A 19577-nucleotide genomic window follows, 5' to 3' on the forward strand; every position below is an offset into this window, starting at 1 on the left:
CGCTCATACCGCCACCGGCGCCTTGATCGCCGGGTGCGGGTCGTAGCCGTCGATGCGGATGTCGTCGAACTGGAAGCCGAACAGGTCGGTCACCTCCGGGTTCAACCACAGCTTCGGCAGCGCGCGCGGCGCGCGCGACAGCTGCTCGCGGGCCTGCTCGAAGTGGTTCGAGTACAGGTGCGCATCGCCCAGCGTGTGCACGAAGTCGCCCACGCCCAGGCCGGTGGCCTGCGCCACCATGTGGGTCAGCAGCGCGTAGCTAGCGATGTTGAACGGCACGCCAAGGAAGATGTCACCGCTGCGCTGGTACAGCTGGCAGCTGAGCTTGCCGTCCACCACGTAGAACTGGAACAGGTTATGGCATGGCATCAACGCCATCTGCGAAAGCTCGCCCACATTCCAGGCACTGACCACCAGCCGGCGCGAATCGGGGTTGCGCTTGATCTCGTCCACAAGCCACTGCATCTGGTCGATCTGGCGGCCGTCGGCGGTGGCCCAGCTGCGCCACTGCTTGCCGTAGACCGGGCCGAGGTCGCCGTTCTCGTCGGCCCACTCGTCCCAGATGCGCACCTGGTTGTCCTTCAGGTAGCCGATGTTGGTGTCGCCCTTCAGGAACCACAGCAGCTCGTGGATGATCGAGCGCAGGTGCAGTTTCTTGGTGGTGACCAGCGGAAAGCCTTCGGTGAGGTCGAAGCGCATCTGCCAGCCGAACACGCTGCGGGTGCCGGTACCGGTGCGATCACTCTTCTCGGCGCCATGCTCGAGCACGTGCGCCAGCAGGTCCAGGTAGGGCTTCATGGCTTGCCCTCGGCAGCCACCGGCAACTGCGGCTGCAGCACCGGCGCGCGGCGCGACATCACCAGCAGCACCAGGCCGAAGGCGATCAGCGGCAGGCTGAGGATCTGGCCACGGGTCAGCCAGTCGAAGGCCACGTAGACGCCGTTGTCCGGCATGCGCACGAACTCCACCGCGAAGCGGAACAGGCCGTACATCAACGCGAACAGGCCACCCACCAGGTAGCGGTGGCGCGGCTTGGCCGACACCGCCCACAGCACCACGAACATCACCAGGCCTTCCAGGAACGCTTCATACAGCTGCGACGGATGGCGGGCGTACGGGTTCAATGCGCCGGTGGCGAACTGCGCCTGCAGCGTCGCGTGGTCGAGCTGGTTCAGCGGGGCCGGCAGGCCGGACGGGAACACCACGCCCCAGGTCCCGTCGGTGTACTTGCCCCACAGCTCGGCGCCTATGAAGTTGCCGATGCGCCCGAAGCCCAGGCCCAGTGGCACCAGCGGCGCCATGAAATCCATGGTGTCGAAGAAATGCAGCTTGTGCTTGCGCGACCACCACCAGCAGGCGCCCAGCACGCCCAGCAGGCCACCGTGGAAGCTCATGCCGCCGTCCCACACCTTGAACAGCAGCAGCGGGTTGTGCAGGAAATCGCCCAGCGCGTAGAACAGCATGTAGCCGATGCGCCCGCCCAGCACCACGCCGAGCATGGCGTAGAACAGCAGGTCGGAGAAGCCGTTGGCATCGACGCCCGGCAGGCGCCCCGCGGCAATGCGCGTGCGGCCCAGCAGCCACGCTGCGGTGAAGCCGAGCAGGTACATGATGCCGTACCAGTGCACCTTGATCGGCCCCAGCGAAAGGGCGATGGGGTCGATGTCGTGGAAATAGATCATGGAAAACGCCTGGCGGGAGTACGGGTATTTTAGCGTCCCTGCCCCGCCCGGGGCCGGGGCCGGCACGGGCGGAGGACCACGCCGCAGATCAGGGTTCAGTCCAGGATCTGCGGCGCGTCAGGCAACGCGTCATGCTCGGACCGCGTGGCGGCCGGAAAGTGCCCTTCGATCAGGCTGGAGACCTCGTCGATGGCATCCTGCAATGCCTCGACCGGATGGGCCCCGCGCAGGCCCTCGCGCAGGTGGGTGCAGACCCGCTGCCACTGCGCCGGGCTGACCCGGCCGTGCAGGCCACGGTCGGCAACGATCTCGATCGCGTGATCGGCCAGCAGCAGGTAGATCAGTACGCCGTTGTTGTGGGCGGTATCCCAGGTTCGCAGGCGCGCAAAGGCATGCTCGGCGGCCTGGCGCGGGGTCACCCTGTGCCACAGCGCCCCCAGCGGCAGGTCCGCTTCCACCGCGAACATCACCTGCCCGCCGTGGCGCTGCTCACCGGCCGCGATGGCCTCGGTGATCGCCTGCAATGTGGCCGGCGGGAAGGCACGCCGCACCGAGGGCGAGAATACATGGCGGAACAGACGTTGGATCATCACCAGCCTCCCGAAGCGCCACCGCCACCGGAACGGCCGCCGCCACCGCCCCAGCCACCACCACCACCGAATCCACCGCCCCCGCCGAAACCGCCTCCGCCACCCCAGCTGCCACCGCCCCAACCGCCACCGCCGGCAAAGCGACCCGGGTGGCCGGACAGCATCGCCACGATCAGGCCGACCACGCCGGCCAGGCCACTGGCCAGCAGCGTGGAGGTGAACAAAAATGCTGCCAGCGCCGCACCCGCGCCGCCGAGCAGGCCGCGCAGCGGACGCGGCACGCGCGAGAACACGCCGCGCAGGATGCTGCCGGCGAACACGCCGATGAACAGCGCCAGGAACCAGGTATCGCCACCACCACCGGGCTCGCGCCCGCGATGACCGCTGACCGGTGCCGGCAGCGGTTCGCCGTCGATCAGCTTGACCAGCACCGCCGTGGCATCGGTGATGCCGCCGGCATAGTCGCCGCTGCGGAAGCGCGGGACCAGGTATTCCTGGATCACCCGGTTGGCGATGGCATCGGGAATGGCGCCTTCAAGGCCGTAGCCCGGCTCGATGCGCACGCGCCGGTCATCCTTGGCCACCACCAGCAGCACGCCGTCATCCACGCCCTTGCGGCCGATCTGCCATTGGTCGAAGACCCGCGTGGTGTATTGCGCGATGTCCTCCGGCTGGGTGGTGGGCACCACCAGCACCTGCAGCTGGCTGCCTTTGCGCTGCTGCAGCTCGATCGCCTGCTGCACCAGCGCCTGCTTCTGCGTGGCGTCCAGCGTGCCGGTGGTATCGACCACCGGCGAGTCCAGCGCAGGAATCGGCGCCAGCGGCTGTGCCTGCGCTGCCAACGGCAGCCACAGCAGCAGGGCCAGCAGCGCAGTGGCCAGGCGCATCGGTCAATGGCCCGGCTGCGGCGCCGGCTGCTGCTGCGGCGCGTTGCCGAAATCGACCGCTGGCGCGTTGGAAATCTGCGCTTCGTTGTCCACCGTGAAGTTCGGCTTGGTCTTGTAGCCGAAGATCTTGGCGGTGATCACCTGGGGGAACGAACGGATGTAGGTGTTGTAGTCCTGCACCTGCTGGATGTAGCGGCCGCGCGCAACCGTGATGCGGTTTTCGGTGCCTTCCAGCTGGGCCTGCAGGTCGCGGAAGTTCTGGTCGGACTTCAGCACCGGGTAGTTCTCGGTGACCACCAGCAGCCGCGACAGTGCGCTGCCGAGTTCACCCTGGGCCTGCTGGAACTGCTTGAGCGAGGCTTCGTCGTCGGCGTTGACGTTGATCTGGCCGACGCGCGAACGGGCGTTGGTGACTTCGGTCAGCACGCGCTCTTCCTGGCTGGCAAAGCCCTTCACCGTCTGCACCAGGTTGGGCACCAGATCGGCGCGGCGCTTGTACTGGTTGAGCACTTCGGACCAGCTGGCCTTGACCGCCTCATCCTTCTGCTGGATGGCGTTGTAGCCGCAGCCGGACAGCAGGGAGGCCAGCAGCATCAGGGGCAGGACACGGGTGAACAGGCGCATGGCGGAGGTTCCGGGTGGACTGGGCACCGAGCATGCCACGGTTCGGGTGAAAGACCGGCCATCGGGCGCCGCCCCCTCCGCGGTGGGTGGCAAGGAAGCGTTATCGGGGTCGGCCGGGAGGGTGGGTTGGCTGGGGGGCGCTGCAAGTACGTCCATGTAAGCTCGGTCGCCGCATCCATGCGGCTCACGCCCCCAGCCAACCCACCCTCCCGGCCACGGACAATTTCCTGCGCACCGCGGGAGGATCAAAAGAAAAAATCAAAAGCAAAAGCCGGTTCTTCAGGCATTCGTGTCGACCAAGGTCGACACCTACCAGAGCGGAACGCCGTTACGACAGATCGCGGGAATCTGTCGAAGGCGGGGTGGGTCCGGTTGAGGGGGCGTGAGCCGCGTGGATGCGGCGACCGAGCTTACATGGACGTACTTGCAGCGTCCCCCTCAACCGGACCCACCCGCCAACCCACGGAATGCAGGCTTTTGCCGTTGACGTTGACGTTGATTCGGCGGGTGCAGGGCTGCAAGCCCTGCCGGAATCCAACACCCCTCAGCAGGCCTCAGCCACCGCAGTGCGGGGACGCCCCAGCCACGCCAGCAGCAGGCCCGATGCCGCCAGCAGGCCACCGGCCACCGGAATCGCGGCATAGCCCAGGCCCGAGCTGATCACCGCACCGCCCAGCGCCGCACCCACCGCATTGCCCAGGTTGAACGCACCGACGTTGATCGACGACGCCAGGCCCGGCGCCTCGCTGGCCGCCTGCATCACCCGGATCTGCAGCGGCGGTACGAGGGCGAAGGTCGCCGCGCCGAACAGCAGCACACCGAGGGCGGCGGTGGCGTGGCTCATGAAGGCCAGCGGCAGCACGAACATCAGCACCGCCAGGACGGCCAGCAGGATCCGTGTGGCGCCATCCAGCGACCAGTCGGCCATGCGCCCACCGATGCCGTTGCCGAGGGTGAAGCCGATGCCGATCAGCGCCAGCGAGATCGCGATGAAGGTATTGGAGGCGCCGGTCAATTCGGTCAGCACCGGTGCGACGTAGGTATAGAGGGTGAACATGGCACCGGCGCCGAGCACGGTGGTGGCCATCGCCAGCAGCACCGGCGGCTGCAGGATCGCCTTCAGTTCGCGGCGCACGTCCGGGCGCGGCCCCGGTGCAGATGCCGGCAGCGCGAAGCCCAGCGCGGTGATTGCGATCAGGCCCAGCGCCGCAGTACCGGCAAAGGACAGGCGCCAGCCCAGCTGCTGGCCGACCCAGGTCGCCAGCGGCACGCCGCCGATGTTGGCGATGGTCAGGCCCATGAACATGGTGGCCACGGCGGCAGCCTGCTTTTCCTTCGGCACCAGGCTGGCGGCGACCACCGCACCGATGCCGAAGAAGGCGCCGTGGTTGAGGCTGGTGACCAGGCGCGACAGCAGCAGCAGCCCGTAGTTCGGCGCCAGCGCGGACAGCAGGTTGCCGACCACGAAGATGGACATCAGCAGCATCAGCGCGGTGCGCTTGCCGAAACGGCCCATCAGCAGGGTCATCACCGGCGCGCCCAGCATCACGCCCACGGCGTAGGCGGTGATCAGCATGCCGGCGGTGGGGATGCCAACCCCCACGCCGTCGGCGATGACCGGCAACAGGCCCATCGGGGCAAATTCGGTGGTTCCAATGGCGAAGGCGCCAACGGCAAGCGCCAGCAAGGCGGCTCTGGAATTCATGGGGGGTTTCCTGGGGGGCGGGAATCGGGAGTGCGTAGCCTGCGCGCTTTGCTGCGCCGGATTAAGCCTCGGCCCGGGAAAACACTGTTGATCCTGATTCACAAGTGGAGGCCGGAACGCCGTCGCAAGTGCAAAAACCGCAGCGCCGTTCGTTGTAGAGCCGCGCCCCACAACGCAGAACCCCCGGCCAGGCCGGGGGTTCTGGGTGACACACGTGCCAATGGCGCGCTTACCAGTTGCCGGCGCCCGGCACGTTGTGTTCGCGGGCGCGGCGGCGCATCAGCAGGTTCAGCCACTCCACCAGCACCGAGAAGCCCATCGCGGCGTAGATGTAGGGCTTGGGCACGTGCACGTCCAGGCCGTCCAGGATCAGCACCGCACCGATCATCAGGATGAAGGCCAGGGCCAGCATCTTCACGGTCGGGTTGGCGTCGATGAAGCGGCCCAGCGGGTTGGCGGCCAGCAGCATCACCAGCACCGACAGCAGGATGGCAGCCACCATCACCGGGATGTGGTCGGCGATGCCGACGGCGGTGATCACCGAGTCAAGCGAGAACACGATGTCGATCACCGCGATCTGGGCGATCACGTAGCCGAACACGGCCGAGGCCTTGGTGGTGCTGGGGTCTTCGTCCTCGCCACCGCTGATCAGTTCCTTGATCTCCATGCAGCCCTTGATGATCAGGAACAGGCCACCAACGATCAGTACCAGGTCGCGGATGGAAATGCCCATGCCGGCCACGGTGAACAGGTTGGCCGCCATGTGCGCCAGGTAGGCCAGCGAGACCAGCAGGCCGATGCGGGTGATGCAGGCCACCGCGATGCCCAGCTTGCGTGCGAACGGACGACGCTCTTCCGGCAGCTTGCTGACCGCGATGGAAATGAACACCAGGTTGTCGATGCCGAGCACGATTTCCAGCGCGCTGAGCGTGAACAGGGTCACCCAGGCATTGGGGTCGGCGAGGAACTCAAAGGACATGGAAACTCTTCAAGGCAGTGGGGGAATGGGGTTTCAGCCGTAGCTGCCGGCCAGCGCGTGCGGAACCACGACCAGCGCCCAGCACAGCAGCACGTTCATCATCAGCACGAACACCGCTGCCGAGCCCATGTCCTTGGCGCGGCCAGCCAGCTCGTGGATCTCGCTGCCGTAGCGTTCGATCACCGCTTCGATGGCCGAGTTGGCAAGCTCCATCGCCAGCACCAGCAGCATCGAGCCGATCAGCAGCGCGCGTTCGACCGGGGTCTGGCCCAGCCAGATCGCGACCGGAGTCAGCATCACCAGCAGGTATACCTCCAGCCGGAACGAGGACTCGTGCAGCCAGGCGGCGCGCAGGCCCTGCCAGGACCAGCGGGCGGCCTGGAAGATGCGGCGCGGGCCGCGGGGCATGTGGCCGAACTGATCAGCCACGGGTGGAACATCCAGCAACAGGGGCGCGGCGCAGCGACCGCTCAGACGCACGGCAGGAAATCATGGGTGCACAGGAATAGGCAGATGGCCGCCATTTTGCCACAAGGCCGCCAACCGCACCCCGCACCGGCCCGCTGAACGGCCTGCCAGGGGCAAGCACCGGGCTGGGCCGTGCTTCTATGATGGAGCTCCCCTTGCCTGCTGGAGCGCCTGATGTCCCGTCGCCGTACCTGCCTGCTGATGCTGGGCCTGCTGACTGCCGCACCGCTTGCCCAGGCCCTGAGCCCGGCCAGGCCGCCGCAGGTGCCCGAACAGGTCTCCAATGTGGCCTGGGCCGGCGACATGGCCCGCTTCGCCAGCGCCGACCAGGCCAACCCGCCGCCGCGTGGTGGCATCGAGTTCATCGGCAGCTCCTCGATCCGCTTCTGGGAGAGCCTGGCCACCGACTTCCCCGGCCAGCCGGTGTTCAACCGCGGCTTCGGCGGTTCGGAAGTGCGCGACAGCACCTGGTATGCCGGCCAGATCGTGGTGCCGTATGCGCCGTGCAAGGTGTTCTTCTACGCCGGTGACAACGACCTCAACAGCGGCCGCAGCGCCATGCAGGTGCGAGATGACGTGGTCGCCTTCGTGCAGCGCGTGCACCGCGACCTGCCGAAGACCAGGGTCGAGTACCTGTCGATCAAGCCGAGCCCGTCGCGTGCGCACCTGCTGCCGGCGATCAACGAAGCCAACGCGCTGATCAAGGCTGCGCTGGCCAGGCTGCCCAACACCGGCTTCACCGACATCTACACGCCGATGCTCGGCGCCGATGGACAGCCGGACGCGACGCTGTTCCGCGAGGACATGCTGCACATGACCCCGGCCGGCTATGCGATCTGGACCAAGGCGCTGGCGCCGAAGGTCAACTGCAACTGAGGCACTGTGGACGTCGGGCATGGCCCGGCGCTACCGCACCCCATCCACGCATGGCCTGGATCTACCGACATTTCAGCGGGATGGGGTCAGAGCCGGTTGCGCCGCAACGGGATCCGACCCCGGCAGGTCGCCGCGTTACCGGAAGACCACCGTGGCTTCGGTGCCCTTGCCCGGCTGGCTGGCCAGGCTGACCTTCCAGCCGAAGCGGTCGCACAGCCGGCGCACGATCGACAGGCCCAGGCCGGTGCCCTGCGGGCGGCTCGGCTCGGCGCGGTAGAAGGGTTCAAACGCGCGCGACAGCGCCTCGGCGGACATGCCGATGCCGGTGTCGCGCACCACCACCCGGTCATTGAGCACGTGCACGTCGATACGCCCTTCGTCGGTGTAGCTGCAGGCGTTGCGCACCAGGTTGCTGACCACCACCTGCAGCACCCGCGGCGGGGCGTGCAGGTGCACCGGGCCTTCGCTGTGCAGGTGCACTGACACCAGACGCGTACCCAGCAGTTCGTTGGCGTTGTCCACCTCGTAGCGGACGATGTCGTTGACGTCGAACAGCTCGATCTGGGGTTCGACGTCGGCCTCGCGGGCCAGGATCAGGAACGCGTCGATCACCGCTTCCATGTCACGGCCGGCGCGCTGGATGCGCTGCAGGCTGCGGCGCAGGCGCGGCTGCAGGGTTTCATCGCCCAGGGCCATGTCGCTGGCCACGCGGATGACGGTCAACGGCGTGCGCAGCTCGTGGCTCGCATCGCGGGTGAAATTGCGCTCGCGCGCCACATGCGCGCTGACCCGGTTGGCCAGCGAATGCAGCGCGGCCGCCAGCTGCCGGGTCTCGCCCTGCATGTCCGCGGGCAGCTTGTTCGGTTCCAGGTCGGCCGCCTCCGGGTGACCCGGGTCCCAGCGCGAGACGCGCCGTGCCAGCCAGTTCACCGGCGACACCAGGCGCTTGGAGGCCCGGTAGGTGACCCAGCTGGCGCCATACACCGCCAACAGGGTCAGCAGCACCGGCACGATGCCGAACCAGAACGCCAGCATCTCCGCACGCGAACGCAGGAACACCAGGTACAGGCGGCCGGCCGGACGCACATCGACCAGTACCAGCTGGTCATCCTTGGGCAGCTCGTGGAAACCGGGTTCCAGGTTGCGCAGGTTGGCCGGCAACGACAGCGCCGACTGCCCGCTTTCCAGCAGGTAGCCGCGGATGTTCTGGGTGTTGGGCGGTGGCTGCACCGGCGAGGCCTCGTGCAGCGTCCAGTAATAGGCCGCTTCCTCGCGCAGGGCGGCGCCGACCAGGCTGTGCTTGATCACCAGCGAAACCAGCCAGGCACCGAGCAGGATGCCCAGGCTGGCCAGGACTGCCTGCAGGATGAAGGCGATACGGATCTTGCGCGGCAGGCCGTGCGGCATTGCGGGGTCCCGGTCAGAGCGCTGCGATTATAGGCAGCGCGCTGCGCCGTAGTCGTGCACGGAGGATGACCGGCGGCAGTGCCGGCCGGTCATCCGTGCCCGGTGCGGGGTCGTTGCCCGGCCGGGCCTGATGCTGCACCGGCCTGGCCCCGATCAGGCCATCGGCTGGGCGATATCGGCAATGCGGTAACCGGCGCTCTGCACGGTGTGCAGCAGCGGACGGTCGAACGGCTTGTCGATGATCTTGCGCAGGTTGTACAGATGGCTGCGCAGGGTGTCCGAATCCGGCAGGCCATTGCCCCAGATCTCGCGTTCGATCTCCTGGCGGGTGACCACGCGCGGCGATTCGCGCATCAGGATGGTCAGCAGGCGCAGGCCGATCGGCGACAGCTGTAGTTCGGTACCGGCACGGGTGGCCCGCATGCTGACCGGATCGAGCACCAGGTCGGCGACCTTCAGCACTTCCGAACCCACCTGGCGGCGTTCGCGGCGGATCAGCGCGCGCAGGCGGGCTTCCAGCTCCTGGATCGCGAACGGCTTGGTCAGGTAGTCATCGGCGCCGAAACCGAGGCCGGTGAGCTTGTCGTCCAGCGTGTCGCGTGCCGTGAGCATCAGCACCGGGGTGGACTTGCGCGCATCGTTGCGCAGGCGACGGCATACTTCGATGCCATCCAGGCGCGGCAACATGAGGTCGAGCACCACGACGTCATAGCTGTTCTCCGCCGCAAGGCGGTAGCCATCCAGGCCGTCCTGTGCATAGTCGACTTCGAAGCCGCGACCTTCCAGGTATTCCCCGATCATCTCGGAGATGTTGCGGTTGTCTTCGACCACCAGCACCAAGCCGGAGGTCTCCTTCGTCTGACGCATGTGATTCCCTCTAACTTCAGCTTTGTGAAACATGCCGGATCGACGGTGGACGCGATGTGAAGTTCCGTCAAGAGGGTTGTAAATCGTTCAGAGCAGGGGCCGCAGGAGTGGCCAGACGTTGTCCAGCACCCTCGATTGCGCCTGCGCCGTGGGGTGCAGGCCATCGGCCTGCATCATGCCCGGCTGCAGGGCCACGCCCTCCAGCAGGAACGGCAGCAGCGGCACCTTGTACTGCGTGGCCAGCGCCTTGTAGGCCGCCGCCAGGCGCTGGCGGTAAGCGGGCCCATAGTTGGGCGGCACGTCGATGCCCAGCAGCAGCACCCTGGCGCCGGCCTTCTGGCTGGCCTGTACCATCTTTTCCAGGTTGCCCTGCACCTGTGCCGGGGTCAGCCCGCGCAGCGCGTCGTTGCCGCCCAGCGCGATCACCACCACCGTCGGCTTTTCCTTCGCCAACAGGCCCGGCAGGCGGGTCAGCGCGCCGGCCGTGGTTTCCCCGCTCATGCTGGCATTGACGATGCGCGCCGGTGTTTTCGACTGTTGCCTGACCCGCTGCTGCAACAGGCTGACCCAGCCGGCGTCGGCAGGGATATTGTGGGCAGCACTGAGGCTATCGCCGAGCACCAGCACCGTACCTGCCGGGTCTTTGGCTCCGGCCAGCCCGGGCAGCAGCAATCCCAGCAGCAGCACCATCATCGCGCCGGCTCGCCGGCTCCATCCCGTCTTGCGCATTGGAGTCTCCTCATCGACAGCCTGTCCCCCCGCAGCACGCCCGTCGCCATCGCCGTCGACCAGGTCGGCAAGTCCGTGCAGGGCCCGGAGGGTGAAGTCCACATACTGGACAACATCACCCTGACCGTCCATGAAGGCACCAGTGTGGCCATCGTCGGCGCTTCGGGGTCCGGCAAGACCACCCTGCTCGGCCTGCTGGCCGGACTGGACCTGCCCAGCCGCGGCCACGTCGCGCTGGCGGGCCAGAACCTGGGCGACCTGGATGAAGAAGCACGGGCCCAGCTGCGCGCGCGTGCGGTCGGCTTCGTGTTCCAGAGCTTCCACCTGCTGCCGGCGCTGACTGCCGCCGAGAATGTCGCGCTGCCGTTGGAACTGGCCGGACGCGAGGACCGGGCGCGGGTGGACGAGGTGCTGGCGCAGGTCGGCCTGGCCCATCGCGCCCGCCACTACCCGCGCCAGCTGTCCGGCGGCGAGCAGCAGCGCGTGGCGCTGGCACGTGCCTTCGTCACCCGCCCGCGCATCCTGTTCGCCGACGAACCGACCGGCTCGCTGGACCATGCCACCGGCCAGCACATCAGCGACCTGCTGTTCGAACTCAACGCCGGCAGCGGCACCACCCTGGTCCTGGTCACCCACGACCTGCGCCTGGCCCAGCGTTGCCAGTACATCCACCGCATCGATGACGGCCGCCTGCTGCCGGTCGAGCGTGGGGCACAGGCATGAACGTGCTGCGCCACGCGTGGCGCGCGCTGCGCCGCGAGGCGCTGGCCGGCGACCTGCTGACCGTGTTCGCCGCGCTGGTGCTGGGCGTGGCGGTGATGACTGCGGTGGGCACGCTGGTGAACCGGGTCAACCTGGCGCTGACCGGCAGCGCGGCGGAAATGCTCGGCGGCGACCTCGGCATCGCCGGGCGCGATGATCCGCCGCAGGCATTCGCCGACGAGGCGCAACAGCGCGGCCTGGCGCATACCCGCATCGCCAGCTTCGGCAGCGTGCTGTTCAACGGCGATGCCAGCCAGATGGCCAGCATCAAGGCGGTACAGGCGGGTTATCCGCTGCGCGGCACGCTGCGGGTCCGGGCCACGCCCGGCGGTGCGTTGATCGCCGATGCCGGCATGCCGCCCAAGGGCCAGGCCTATGCCGACCCACGCCTGCTGCAGGGGTTGGGGCTGAAGGCCGGCGATGACCTCGAGTTCGGCGCCGGCACGCTGCGCATCGCCGGCATCATCGAGGCCGAGCCGGACAGCGGTGGCGACCTGCTGACTCTCTCGCCCACCCTGCTGGTCAACCGCGCTGATGTGGAGGGCACCGGCCTGCTCGGCCCGGGCAGCCGTATCAACTACCGGCTGATGTTCGCCGGCGCAGCGGAGCCGATCGCGGCGCTGCGCCAGTGGCTGCTGCCGCAGGTGAAAGGCCTGCGCCTGCTGAGCGTGGACGACACCCAGCGTGGCGTGCGCCAGGCATTCGATCTGGCCGGGCGCTTCCTCGGCCTGAGCGCGCTGCTGGCGGTACTGCTGGCCGGTGTGGCCACCGCGCTGGCGGCCAACCGCTTCGCCCTGCGTCGCATCGACCAGGTGGCGATCCTGCGCTGCCTGGGCGCACGCCAGCGCGACATCCTGCTGGGCCTGGCGCTGCAGCTGCTGATGCTGGCGGTGCCAGCCTGTGCGCTCGGCATCGGCCTGGGCATGGCCGCGCAGGAAGGCCTGGTGCAGGTGCTGGGCAGCCTGGTGCCGCAGCGCCTGCCGCTGCCGGAAGCGATGCCGGCGCTGACCGGTGCCGGCATCGGCCTGCTGCTGCTGTTCGGCTTCGGCCTGCCACCGCTGCTGCGCCTGCGCGGGGTGCCGCCGATGCGGGTGCTCAACCGTTCCTTCGCCGCCCTGCCGCCGGCGTCGCTGCTGGCCTATGTGGCGGCGCTGGCGGCCAGCCTGCTGCTGGCGGTGCAGGTCACCGGCGATCTGAAACTGGCGCTGTGGGTGCTGGGCGGCCTGGCCGCGCTGGCGCTGGCGGCCGGTGCGGTCGGCTTCGTGCTTCTGCAGCTGCTGCGCGGCCTGCAGCACCGCCTGCATGGCAACTGGCGGTTGGGCCTGGCCGCGCTGACCCGGCGCCGGCTGCTGGCGGTGATGCAGCTGGTGGGGCTGTCGCTGTCGCTGTGCGCGTTGTTGCTGCTGGCGGTGACCGGACCCGGCCTGCTGCAGCAGTGGCGCGAGCGCCTGCCTGCGGATACGCCGAACTACTTCCTGATCAACATCCAGCCCGAACAACGCGACGGTGTGCTGGCCGCATTGCGTGGACTGGGCGCCGGCGACGCCAGTATCGAGCCGATGGCGACCGGCCGCCTGATCGCGATCAACGGCAAGCCGCCGCTGCGCGTGGACCAGGCCGCCGCCGAGGGGAACGGCGCGAACAACGGCCCGCGCGAGGACGACGACGAGAACCGGCCGCTGAACTTCAGCTGGCGCAGCAGCTTCCCACCCGCCAATGCGCTGCTGGAGGGCCGCTTCTGGCAGGCCGGCAGCACCGCGGCGGAAGCCTCGGTGGAAACCGGCTGGGCGCGGCGCTACGGCGCGCACCTGGGTGATCGCATTACGATTTCCGTAGGCGAGCAGCAGCGCGAGTTCACCGTCACCAGCATCCGCAAGGCGGACTGGAACACGTTCCGCCCGAATTTCTTCGTGCTGTTGAACCCCAATGCGGTGGGCGATACCCCGCACAACCTGCTGTCGGCCTTCCATCTGCCGTCCGGCAACGCGGCCGGGCTGGGCGAGCTGGTGCGCGCGCAGCCGAACCTGTCGCTGCTGGACGTGGACGCGGTGATCTCGCAGGTGCGCGATGTGATGGAGCGCGTGGCGCAGGCAGTGCAGCTGGTGATGGTGTTCAGCCTGCTGGCCGGCGTGCTGGTGCTGCTGGCGGCGCTGCAGGCCACCGCCGGCGAGCGCCGCTACGACAGCGCGGTGCTGCGCACGCTGGGCGCGACCCGGCGCCAACTGCGCGGCGCGGTGCTGGTGGAGTTCGGCGCGCTGGGCACGCTGGCGGCGTTGCTGGCGGTGGGCGCGGCCGCAGCGATCGGCGTGGCGGTGTCGCAGAAGGTGTTCGAGCTGCCCTTGCTGCCGCCGTGGCCGGGCCTGCTGATCGGCGGCGTGGTCGGCATCGGCTTGAGCCTGCTGGCGGGCTGGTGGGGTACGCGGGCGATCCTGCATACGCCGCCGGCATTGGCACTGCGCGAGGCCTGAATCGGTTGCGCCTCCGGATGGCGTGCCGAGCAAGCCCGGCCCCCACCGGCAGCCGGTGAATGCGGTGCCGGGTACCCCCGGCACCTCTCTCCATCGCGGCGATCAGCCTTCCTTCGGCGCCTTTTCCACGTACTTGGCGAACACCTCGTCGATCTGCTTGTCCTTCACCTTTTTGCCGGACTGGATCGCTTCGGCCTGGGTGAACAGCGGAATGATCATCGCCATGCCATCGATCTTGGTCTTCAGGTGCACGCCCGGGGCCTGGCCGAGGAAGCCGTCCCAACGCTGGCGCACCTTGGCCCAGTAGCCGGCAGTGGCCTTCCAGTAGTCACGCGCCGGGGTGAAGTCGACCTCGGTGGTCTTCACGTAGTCGTTGAAGCCGAACTCGCGTGCGATCTCCACCTGGCTGCCGTCGGCGTTGCGCTGCACCTTGGTGTTGAACTGCTCGTGGGTCCAGCCATTGGGCGTGAGCGTGTGGCGGTTGACGACGGCCAGCGCGTTGTAGTCGCTGCGCTTGGTGTACTCACGGCGCGGCAACGGGCGCCAGCTGAGGTCGCTGGTCCAGCTCGGCACGTTGTTGGTGTAGGTCCATTTGCCGGTGCCGCAGTAGCGCGGTGCGTCGCTCACTTCGTACACGCACTGGGTCCAGGCGCCCTGGTTCGCCGCCGCGGGAATGCGGCGTACCTGCCAGGTCTGGTCGGCGCTGAACTCGAAACGGTTCGGTGCTTCGTAGACCCAGTCCTGGCGCCAGTGCTTGGTGATGTGGCCGCTCTTCTCGTCCAGCAGCAGGTGCTGCAGCACGATGCGCTTCGGCGTGTCCTCGACCACGATCACCAGTTCGTTGCCGCCGCTGCGCATCGCCGGGGCGCGCTCGTAGCCGGGCTTCAGCAGCACGGTCTCGTCGAATGCGAAATCGACGGTGTACTCGCCCTGCATGGCAAGGATGCTGTCGTGGTCGCGGGCGATGCCGGAGGGCTGCGCGCTGGCCACGCCGCTGGTGGCGAGCAGCAGCAGGACGCTGGCTGTCTGGAGCTTCATCGGGGTCTTCCTTCGGGGTTGCAGATGCAGTGAGAGGCCGTCCGTGGCCGACAGGCGTTCCATCGGGAAAGGGTTACAGCCGGATCAGCGGCAGGTCGCCGGGAACCCGCGGCGCCGAGCGACGTGCAGCATCGGCGCAGCAGCAATCGTCGATCGCCAGCTCGCCTTCGGCACCTTCCAGCCGCGCGATGCGACGCGCGGTGGCTGCGCCCAGCGAGGACAACGTCGACAGGCTTGCAGCCAGGGTGCGGCCGTCGTCGGCGGCATGCAGGCGCAGCGCGCACAGTCGCCAGCGCTGGCCACCGAGATGGCCGGCCAGGCGCCGCCACAGGCGTTCGCCGACACTGCCCTCGCTGTCATGCTCCGGGCCCGGCGGCAGCGCCGCGACCAGCCGGTCCCAGGCCAGGAAATCGCTGTCGGGCAACAGGTACAGCCGCCACACGCAGCGGCCGCGGGCATCGAGGAAGCACAGGCTTTCGCGCACGCCCTCGCTGTCCACGCCCTGGCAGGCATGCACGCGTACTGCCTGGCGCCAGCCACCGAGCTCGTTGCCGTCGGCGCGGTACAGGCACAACACGGTGCCGAGCGTGGCCAGCTGTGCCGGCGTCGGCCAGGCCGCGCTGCCCTGCGCGGCGATGGCGTCGTTCCTGCGTGCGGACAAGGCTCGGCTCATGAGGTCACCAGGAAACGGCAAGGCTGGCGGAGAGGGTGCGGCCCGGGTTGGTATAGCGGTCCAGCACGCGGCTGCCCGGCGACAGCGTCGAACCCACGTTGGACCAGTCGATGTAACGCTTGTCGCCCAGGTTGAACACGCCGACGTTGAAGGTGGCGCCCGGGGCGAAGTTCCAGTGCGCCATCAGGTCGGCCACGCCGTAGCCGGCCGGGCGGTACACCGTGGCGGCGGTGACGCGGTCCTTGCGCTTGACGAAGGTACCGGCCAGTTCGACGCCCCAGGTGTCGGTGTCGTACATCAGGCCGACGGTGCCACGCAGCGGGTCGACCGAATCCAGCGGGGTGTCTTCGGTCCTGTTGTCGCCGCGCGACCAGGCCACCGAGCTGCGCAGCGCCCAGCCCTGCAGCGCCGGGCTGATCTGGCCGAAGTCGACGCCGGCCTTCATTTCGGCACCATAGATGCGCGCATCCGCGATGTTGCGCGACTGGAACACCATCAGGCCCTGGGCGTTGGTGCCGACCAGCGATTGCGACTCGATGAAGTCCTTGTACTCGTTGTAGTAGCCGCTGAGGCTGACGTAGGCCGCTGGCGACAGGAAGCGCAGGCCCAGCTCCAGGCCGTCACTGGTTTCCGGCTTCAGGTCCGGATTGGGAATGGCGGTGTAACCGAAGGCGAAGTTGGTGAAGCCCAGGTTGACGTCGTTGTACGGCGGCGAGCGGAAGCCATGCGAATAGCCGGCAAACAGCGACCATTCGTCGGTGAAGCGATAGACCATGCCCAGCTTCGGCGAGACGCTGGTCTTGGTCAGCCTGGCCACCGCAACGCCGGGATTGTCGTCGGCGAAGATGCTGTCCACCTCCGGCTTCAGCTCGTAGCGGTCCACGCGCACGCCCGGCACCAGCGACAGCTTGCCGTTGGCCATGCGCATTTCGTCCTGTGCGTACAGGCCCAGCTCGGTGGTCTTGCTGATCGGGAAATCGCGCACCGGGAAGGCGTCGGGCAGGATGGTGGTGCTGGTCTGGCCATTGGCCAACACCTGGTAGCCGTCGCGCTTCTGGCGGATCTCGGTATGCGCGCCCTCGAAACCGTAGGTCAGCGCGTGTTCGACGCTGCCGGTGCTGAACGCCTTGTTGAACTGCGCCTGCAGGCCGTAGACGCGCTGGTCGAAGCTGAACTCGCGGTGGCGGCGGCTGCGGTTGGCGCGGTCCTCATCGGTGATCTGGGTGGTTTCGCTGTGCTGGGTATACAGCTGCCAATGCAGGCTGTCGGCGAAGCCCTTGTCCAGCGCATCCATTTCATGGGCGAACGACACGCGGGTGCGGTTCTGCGTATCGCGCGCCTTCATGCCGGTGGTGGTGGTGCGGTCGATCGAGGACAGCACGTTGGTATCGGTGTTGTCTTCGTTGCCTTCCACGGTCAGGCGGAAGCGCTGGTCCTGGCTGGGTGCATAGACCAGCTTGGCCAGGCCACTGCGACCATCGCGGTCCTGCAGGTTGGGCGCGGTGCGGGTGTTGTCGAGGCTGCGTACATCACCCTTGTTGCCGGTTTCCTGGCCCTGGCGATGGTTGATGTTGACCATGCCGCTCCAGTGTTCGCCGCCGAACGCGCTGGTCACGCCGCCGAGCAGGCCCTTCCACTCACCGTCGTAGCCGAACTTCAGGCCGACGTAGCTGTCCTTGCCATCCTTCAGATAATCGGCCGGATCCTTGGTGACGAAGGCCACCACACCCCCGAGCGCGTCGGACCCATACAGCGAGCTGGCCGGGCCGCGCACGATCTCCACGCGCTTGAGCGTATCCAGATCGGTGAAGTTGCGGTTGGCGTTGGAGAACGAGCCGATGTTGAAGCTGGTGGGCATGGCGATGCCGTCGGTCTGCACGCGCACGCGGTTGCCGTCCAGGCCACGGATGCGGATGCTGCCAAGGCCGAAGCGCGCGGCGCTGCGGCTGACCGACAGGCCCGGCTCGTAGCGCAGCAGATCCTTGATGTCCTGCACCAGGTGCCGGTCCATCTGCTCGCGGTCGATGACGTCCACGGTGGCCGCCACATCGCTCACCGCCCGCTCGGTGCGGGTGGCGGTGACCTGCACACGGTCGAATTCGCGCGCATCGGGCGCGGCGGTGGCCGCGGCAGCAGCATGGGCGGACAGCGGCAGGGCCATCCAGACGGCAAGGCAAAGGGCGGTAGGGCGGGTCATCGGGTTCGTTCGGTCAGGCAGGGGAACCCCCGGTTACCGGCACACCCGGAGGGTGCACGCGGTAGACCGAGGGGGAGAGAGCGGGAGCGGACGGGTCGCCCACCCTGCCGGCGCGGCCGGCAGGAGGGAGGGGGGCGGGCGACCAGGCCGCGATTACTTGGTCAGGATCAGCTTGTCGTTGCTGGTGTGCCGCAGGCGATAGAAGCGGTCGCCGTGCTGGATCAGGATTTCACGACGGCCCTTGAGCAGGGCTTCGCTGTCGATGACCTCTTCCGGCGGAACGACACGGACCGGACGATCGCGGAGGGTCAGCGTTTCGGGGCGCAGCAGTACAGGTTGAGCATTCATGAGCATCTGGACTCGTGCGAGGGACGAGTCAAATGATAATGATTCTCAGTTGACAATCAACAACCATTCTCAATTTGATTGATGAGATTAATGATCGAATTCTTAAATTCGATAGATCATGTCAATCGAGTGGCGACGCAGCCGTGTAGAGTCGACTCTACCGAGGCCCCCGAGGCCCGGTCGGCCCCCGGGTTCAGGCGAAGGCGGCTTCGATGTCGGCCCAGCCGGCGGCGTCGACCTGCTCCAGCACCTCCAGCGCCTGCAGGTTCTGCAGCAGCTGGCTGACCCGGCTGGCACCGAGGATCACGCTGGAGACGTTCGGGTTGCGCAGGCACCAGGCGATGGCCAGCGTGGCCGGCGCCTGCCCCAGCGCACGCGCCACCTCGCTGAAGCGGCGCACCTGGGCCAGGCGGGCCTCGGCGTCGTCACCCAGCACCAGCGCCTGCAGCCATTCCATGCCCTCGCGGCCCAGCCGCGCATCGGCCGGAATGCCCTGGTCGTACTTGCCACTCAGCAGGCCCGAGGCCAGCGGCGAAAAGATGGTGGTGCCCAGGCCGGCACCGGCATACAGCGGCGCGTACTCGACCTCGACCCGTTCGCGGTGCAGCAGGTTGTACTGCGGCTGCTCCATCGACGGGCCCTGCAGGTTGCGCGCCTCGGCGATGTCCAGCGCCTGCTGGATCTGCACCGCCGACCACTCCGAGGTCCCCCAGTAGAGGATCTTGCCTTGCCGCACCAGGGTATCCATGGCATGCACGGTCTCGGCGACCGGCGCGTCCGGATCCGGGCGATGGCAGTAATAAAGGTCCAGGTAGTCCACCCGCAGGCGCTTGAGCGCCGCATGGCAGGCGTCGGTCACATGCTTGCGCGACAGGCCGCGCTGGGTCGGCCGTGGGTCCTTGGCGCTGCCGAAGAACACCTTGCTGGAGACGCAGATGCCGTCGCGCGGCAGGCGCAGGTCGGCGATCACATCGCCCATCACCTGTTCGGCGCGGCCGTTGGCATAGCCCTCGGCGTTGTCGAAGAAGTTGACGCCGTGGTCCCAGGCGGCGGCCACCAGGTTGCGGGCCTCGTCGCGCGGGATCTGGTCACCGAAGGTCACCCAGGCGCCGAAGGACAGGGCGGAAATCGGCAGGCCGGTGGAGCCCAGGCGACGGTATTGCATGCGAATCTCCTGCTGCGGGCCCGCATCCGGGCCGGGATCGAGCCCCATTCTACCTGCCGCCGCCGGCCGCAAGCCCTTGCCGTTGCTGGCCTGATCGGTACCGATAGATGCG

At 68.0% G+C, this 19577-nt stretch carries 19 protein-coding genes; 3 read left to right on the forward strand and 16 right to left on the reverse strand.

What is annotated here, in order from left to right; all coding sequences use genetic code 11:
* Positions 1-3 precede the first annotated feature (3 nt).
* The 8 genes from AC5P56_RS07840 to AC5P56_RS07875 form a co-directional block, all read right to left on the reverse strand.
* Positions 4-798 carry a thymidylate synthase gene (locus AC5P56_RS07840; protein ID WP_046428910.1) on the reverse strand — a complete coding sequence of 265 codons (795 nt, stop codon included), beginning with the start codon at positions 796-798 and terminating at the stop codon, positions 4-6.
* Positions 795-1682: a prolipoprotein diacylglyceryl transferase gene (lgt, locus tag AC5P56_RS07845; protein WP_046428907.1), complete on the reverse strand. Its 888-nt coding sequence runs from the start codon at positions 1680-1682 to the stop codon at positions 795-797. The genes AC5P56_RS07840 and lgt overlap by 4 nt, the downstream gene beginning before the upstream one ends.
* A gap of 95 nt (positions 1683-1777) precedes the next feature.
* On the reverse strand, positions 1778-2272 hold the full coding sequence (locus AC5P56_RS07850; RefSeq protein WP_032955917.1) for a TPM domain-containing protein: 495 nt from the start codon (positions 2270-2272) through the stop codon (positions 1778-1780).
* Positions 2272-3159, reverse strand: a complete 888-nt coding sequence (locus AC5P56_RS07855; RefSeq protein ID WP_049420663.1) for a TPM domain-containing protein — start codon at positions 3157-3159, stop codon at positions 2272-2274. Before AC5P56_RS07855 ends, AC5P56_RS07850 begins: the two co-directional genes overlap by 1 nt.
* Before the next feature lie 3 nt (positions 3160-3162).
* Positions 3163-3783, reverse strand: a complete 621-nt coding sequence (locus AC5P56_RS07860; RefSeq protein ID WP_005415338.1) for a LemA family protein — start codon at positions 3781-3783, stop codon at positions 3163-3165.
* 544 nt (positions 3784-4327) lie between these two features.
* Positions 4328-5488 carry an MFS transporter gene (locus AC5P56_RS07865; protein WP_014645977.1) on the reverse strand — a complete coding sequence of 387 codons (1161 nt, stop codon included), beginning with the start codon at positions 5486-5488 and terminating at the stop codon, positions 4328-4330.
* A gap of 229 nt (positions 5489-5717) precedes the next feature.
* Entirely contained in the window at positions 5718-6467 is a 750-nt protein-coding gene (locus tag AC5P56_RS07870; RefSeq protein WP_005408127.1) for a TerC family protein, read from the reverse strand.
* 33 nt (positions 6468-6500) lie between these two features.
* On the reverse strand, positions 6501-6896 hold the full coding sequence (locus AC5P56_RS07875; protein ID WP_014036025.1) for a diacylglycerol kinase: 396 nt from the start codon (positions 6894-6896) through the stop codon (positions 6501-6503).
* 213 nt (positions 6897-7109) lie between these two features.
* On the opposite strand from AC5P56_RS07875, the gene AC5P56_RS07880 reads away from it, so the two are divergent.
* Positions 7110-7811, forward strand: coding sequence for an SGNH/GDSL hydrolase family protein (locus AC5P56_RS07880; protein WP_014645976.1), 702 nt, complete (start codon positions 7110-7112; stop codon positions 7809-7811).
* A gap of 135 nt (positions 7812-7946) precedes the next feature.
* Here AC5P56_RS07880 and AC5P56_RS07885 read toward each other — a convergent pair whose 3' ends face one another.
* The 3 genes from AC5P56_RS07885 to AC5P56_RS07895 form a co-directional block, all read right to left on the reverse strand.
* Entirely contained in the window at positions 7947-9218 is a 1272-nt protein-coding gene (locus AC5P56_RS07885) for an ATP-binding protein (protein ID WP_164077288.1), read from the reverse strand.
* A gap of 153 nt (positions 9219-9371) precedes the next feature.
* Positions 9372-10085, reverse strand: a complete 714-nt coding sequence (locus tag AC5P56_RS07890; RefSeq protein ID WP_002811889.1) for a response regulator transcription factor — start codon at positions 10083-10085, stop codon at positions 9372-9374.
* A gap of 87 nt (positions 10086-10172) precedes the next feature.
* Positions 10173-10814 (reverse strand): arylesterase, encoded by a 642-nt coding sequence (locus tag AC5P56_RS07895; RefSeq protein ID WP_032956728.1) that lies wholly within the window; start codon positions 10812-10814, stop codon positions 10173-10175.
* Positions 10815-10889: 75 nt separating this feature from the next.
* On the opposite strand from AC5P56_RS07895, the gene AC5P56_RS07900 reads away from it, so the two are divergent.
* A complete protein-coding gene (locus AC5P56_RS07900; protein ID WP_075076551.1) occupies positions 10890-11537 on the forward strand; it encodes an ABC transporter ATP-binding protein in 648 nt (215 codons plus the stop codon).
* Positions 11534-14044, forward strand: a complete 2511-nt coding sequence (locus tag AC5P56_RS07905; RefSeq protein ID WP_049440166.1) for an ABC transporter permease — start codon at positions 11534-11536, stop codon at positions 14042-14044. The genes AC5P56_RS07900 and AC5P56_RS07905 overlap by 4 nt, the downstream gene beginning before the upstream one ends.
* A 102-nt stretch (positions 14045-14146) precedes the next feature.
* Here AC5P56_RS07905 and AC5P56_RS07910 read toward each other — a convergent pair whose 3' ends face one another.
* The 5 genes from AC5P56_RS07910 to AC5P56_RS07930 form a co-directional block, all read right to left on the reverse strand.
* Entirely contained in the window at positions 14147-15082 is a 936-nt protein-coding gene (locus tag AC5P56_RS07910) for a DUF6607 family protein (RefSeq protein ID WP_197605433.1), read from the reverse strand.
* Between the two features lie 73 nt (positions 15083-15155).
* On the reverse strand, positions 15156-15755 hold the full coding sequence (locus AC5P56_RS07915) for a hemin transporter (RefSeq protein WP_032956720.1): 600 nt from the start codon (positions 15753-15755) through the stop codon (positions 15156-15158).
* Between the two features lie 4 nt (positions 15756-15759).
* Positions 15760-17952 carry a TonB-dependent hemoglobin/transferrin/lactoferrin family receptor gene (locus AC5P56_RS07920; RefSeq protein ID WP_369334247.1) on the reverse strand — a complete coding sequence of 731 codons (2193 nt, stop codon included), beginning with the start codon at positions 17950-17952 and terminating at the stop codon, positions 15760-15762.
* A gap of 153 nt (positions 17953-18105) precedes the next feature.
* Positions 18106-18300 carry a hemin uptake protein HemP gene (hemP, locus tag AC5P56_RS07925; RefSeq protein ID WP_005412278.1) on the reverse strand — a complete coding sequence of 65 codons (195 nt, stop codon included), beginning with the start codon at positions 18298-18300 and terminating at the stop codon, positions 18106-18108.
* Positions 18301-18493: 193 nt separating this feature from the next.
* Positions 18494-19465: an aldo/keto reductase gene (locus tag AC5P56_RS07930; RefSeq protein WP_134808524.1), complete on the reverse strand. Its 972-nt coding sequence runs from the start codon at positions 19463-19465 to the stop codon at positions 18494-18496.
* Between the last annotated feature and the right edge of the window lie 112 nt (positions 19466-19577).

This window comes from Stenotrophomonas sp. YJH_SMC_131 (genome assembly GCF_059367975.1).

Bases quoted from the DNA above. Each gene is read 5' to 3' on its own strand.
- AC5P56_RS07840 (WP_046428910.1), bottom strand. From the start codon at position 798: ATGAAGCCCTACCTGGACCTGCTGGCGCACGTGCTCGAGCATGGCGCC.
- AC5P56_RS07860 (WP_005415338.1), bottom strand. From the start codon at position 3,783: ATGCGCCTGTTCACCCGTGTCCTGCCCCTGATGCTGCTGGCCTCCCTG.
- lgt (WP_046428907.1), bottom strand. From the start codon at position 1,682: ATGATCTATTTCCACGACATCGACCCCATCGCCCTTTCGCTGGGGCCG.
- AC5P56_RS07910 (WP_197605433.1), bottom strand. From the start codon at position 15,082: ATGAAGCTCCAGACAGCCAGCGTCCTGCTGCTGCTCGCCACCAGCGGC.
- AC5P56_RS07930 (WP_134808524.1), bottom strand. From the start codon at position 19,465: ATGCAATACCGTCGCCTGGGCTCCACCGGCCTGCCGATTTCCGCCCTG.
- AC5P56_RS07920 (WP_369334247.1), bottom strand. From the start codon at position 17,952: ATGACCCGCCCTACCGCCCTTTGCCTTGCCGTCTGGATGGCCCTGCCG.
- hemP (WP_005412278.1), bottom strand. From the start codon at position 18,300: ATGAATGCTCAACCTGTACTGCTGCGCCCCGAAACGCTGACCCTCCGC.
- AC5P56_RS07905 (WP_049440166.1), top strand. From the start codon at position 11,534: ATGAACGTGCTGCGCCACGCGTGGCGCGCGCTGCGCCGCGAGGCGCTG.
- AC5P56_RS07885 (WP_164077288.1), bottom strand. From the start codon at position 9,218: ATGCCGCACGGCCTGCCGCGCAAGATCCGTATCGCCTTCATCCTGCAG.
- AC5P56_RS07895 (WP_032956728.1), bottom strand. From the start codon at position 10,814: ATGCGCAAGACGGGATGGAGCCGGCGAGCCGGCGCGATGATGGTGCTG.
- AC5P56_RS07890 (WP_002811889.1), bottom strand. From the start codon at position 10,085: ATGCGTCAGACGAAGGAGACCTCCGGCTTGGTGCTGGTGGTCGAAGAC.
- AC5P56_RS07855 (WP_049420663.1), bottom strand. From the start codon at position 3,159: ATGCGCCTGGCCACTGCGCTGCTGGCCCTGCTGCTGTGGCTGCCGTTG.
- AC5P56_RS07850 (WP_032955917.1), bottom strand. From the start codon at position 2,272: ATGATCCAACGTCTGTTCCGCCATGTATTCTCGCCCTCGGTGCGGCGT.
- AC5P56_RS07865 (WP_014645977.1), bottom strand. From the start codon at position 5,488: ATGAATTCCAGAGCCGCCTTGCTGGCGCTTGCCGTTGGCGCCTTCGCC.
- AC5P56_RS07915 (WP_032956720.1), bottom strand. From the start codon at position 15,755: ATGAGCCGAGCCTTGTCCGCACGCAGGAACGACGCCATCGCCGCGCAG.
- AC5P56_RS07880 (WP_014645976.1), top strand. From the start codon at position 7,110: ATGTCCCGTCGCCGTACCTGCCTGCTGATGCTGGGCCTGCTGACTGCC.
- AC5P56_RS07870 (WP_005408127.1), bottom strand. From the start codon at position 6,467: ATGTCCTTTGAGTTCCTCGCCGACCCCAATGCCTGGGTGACCCTGTTC.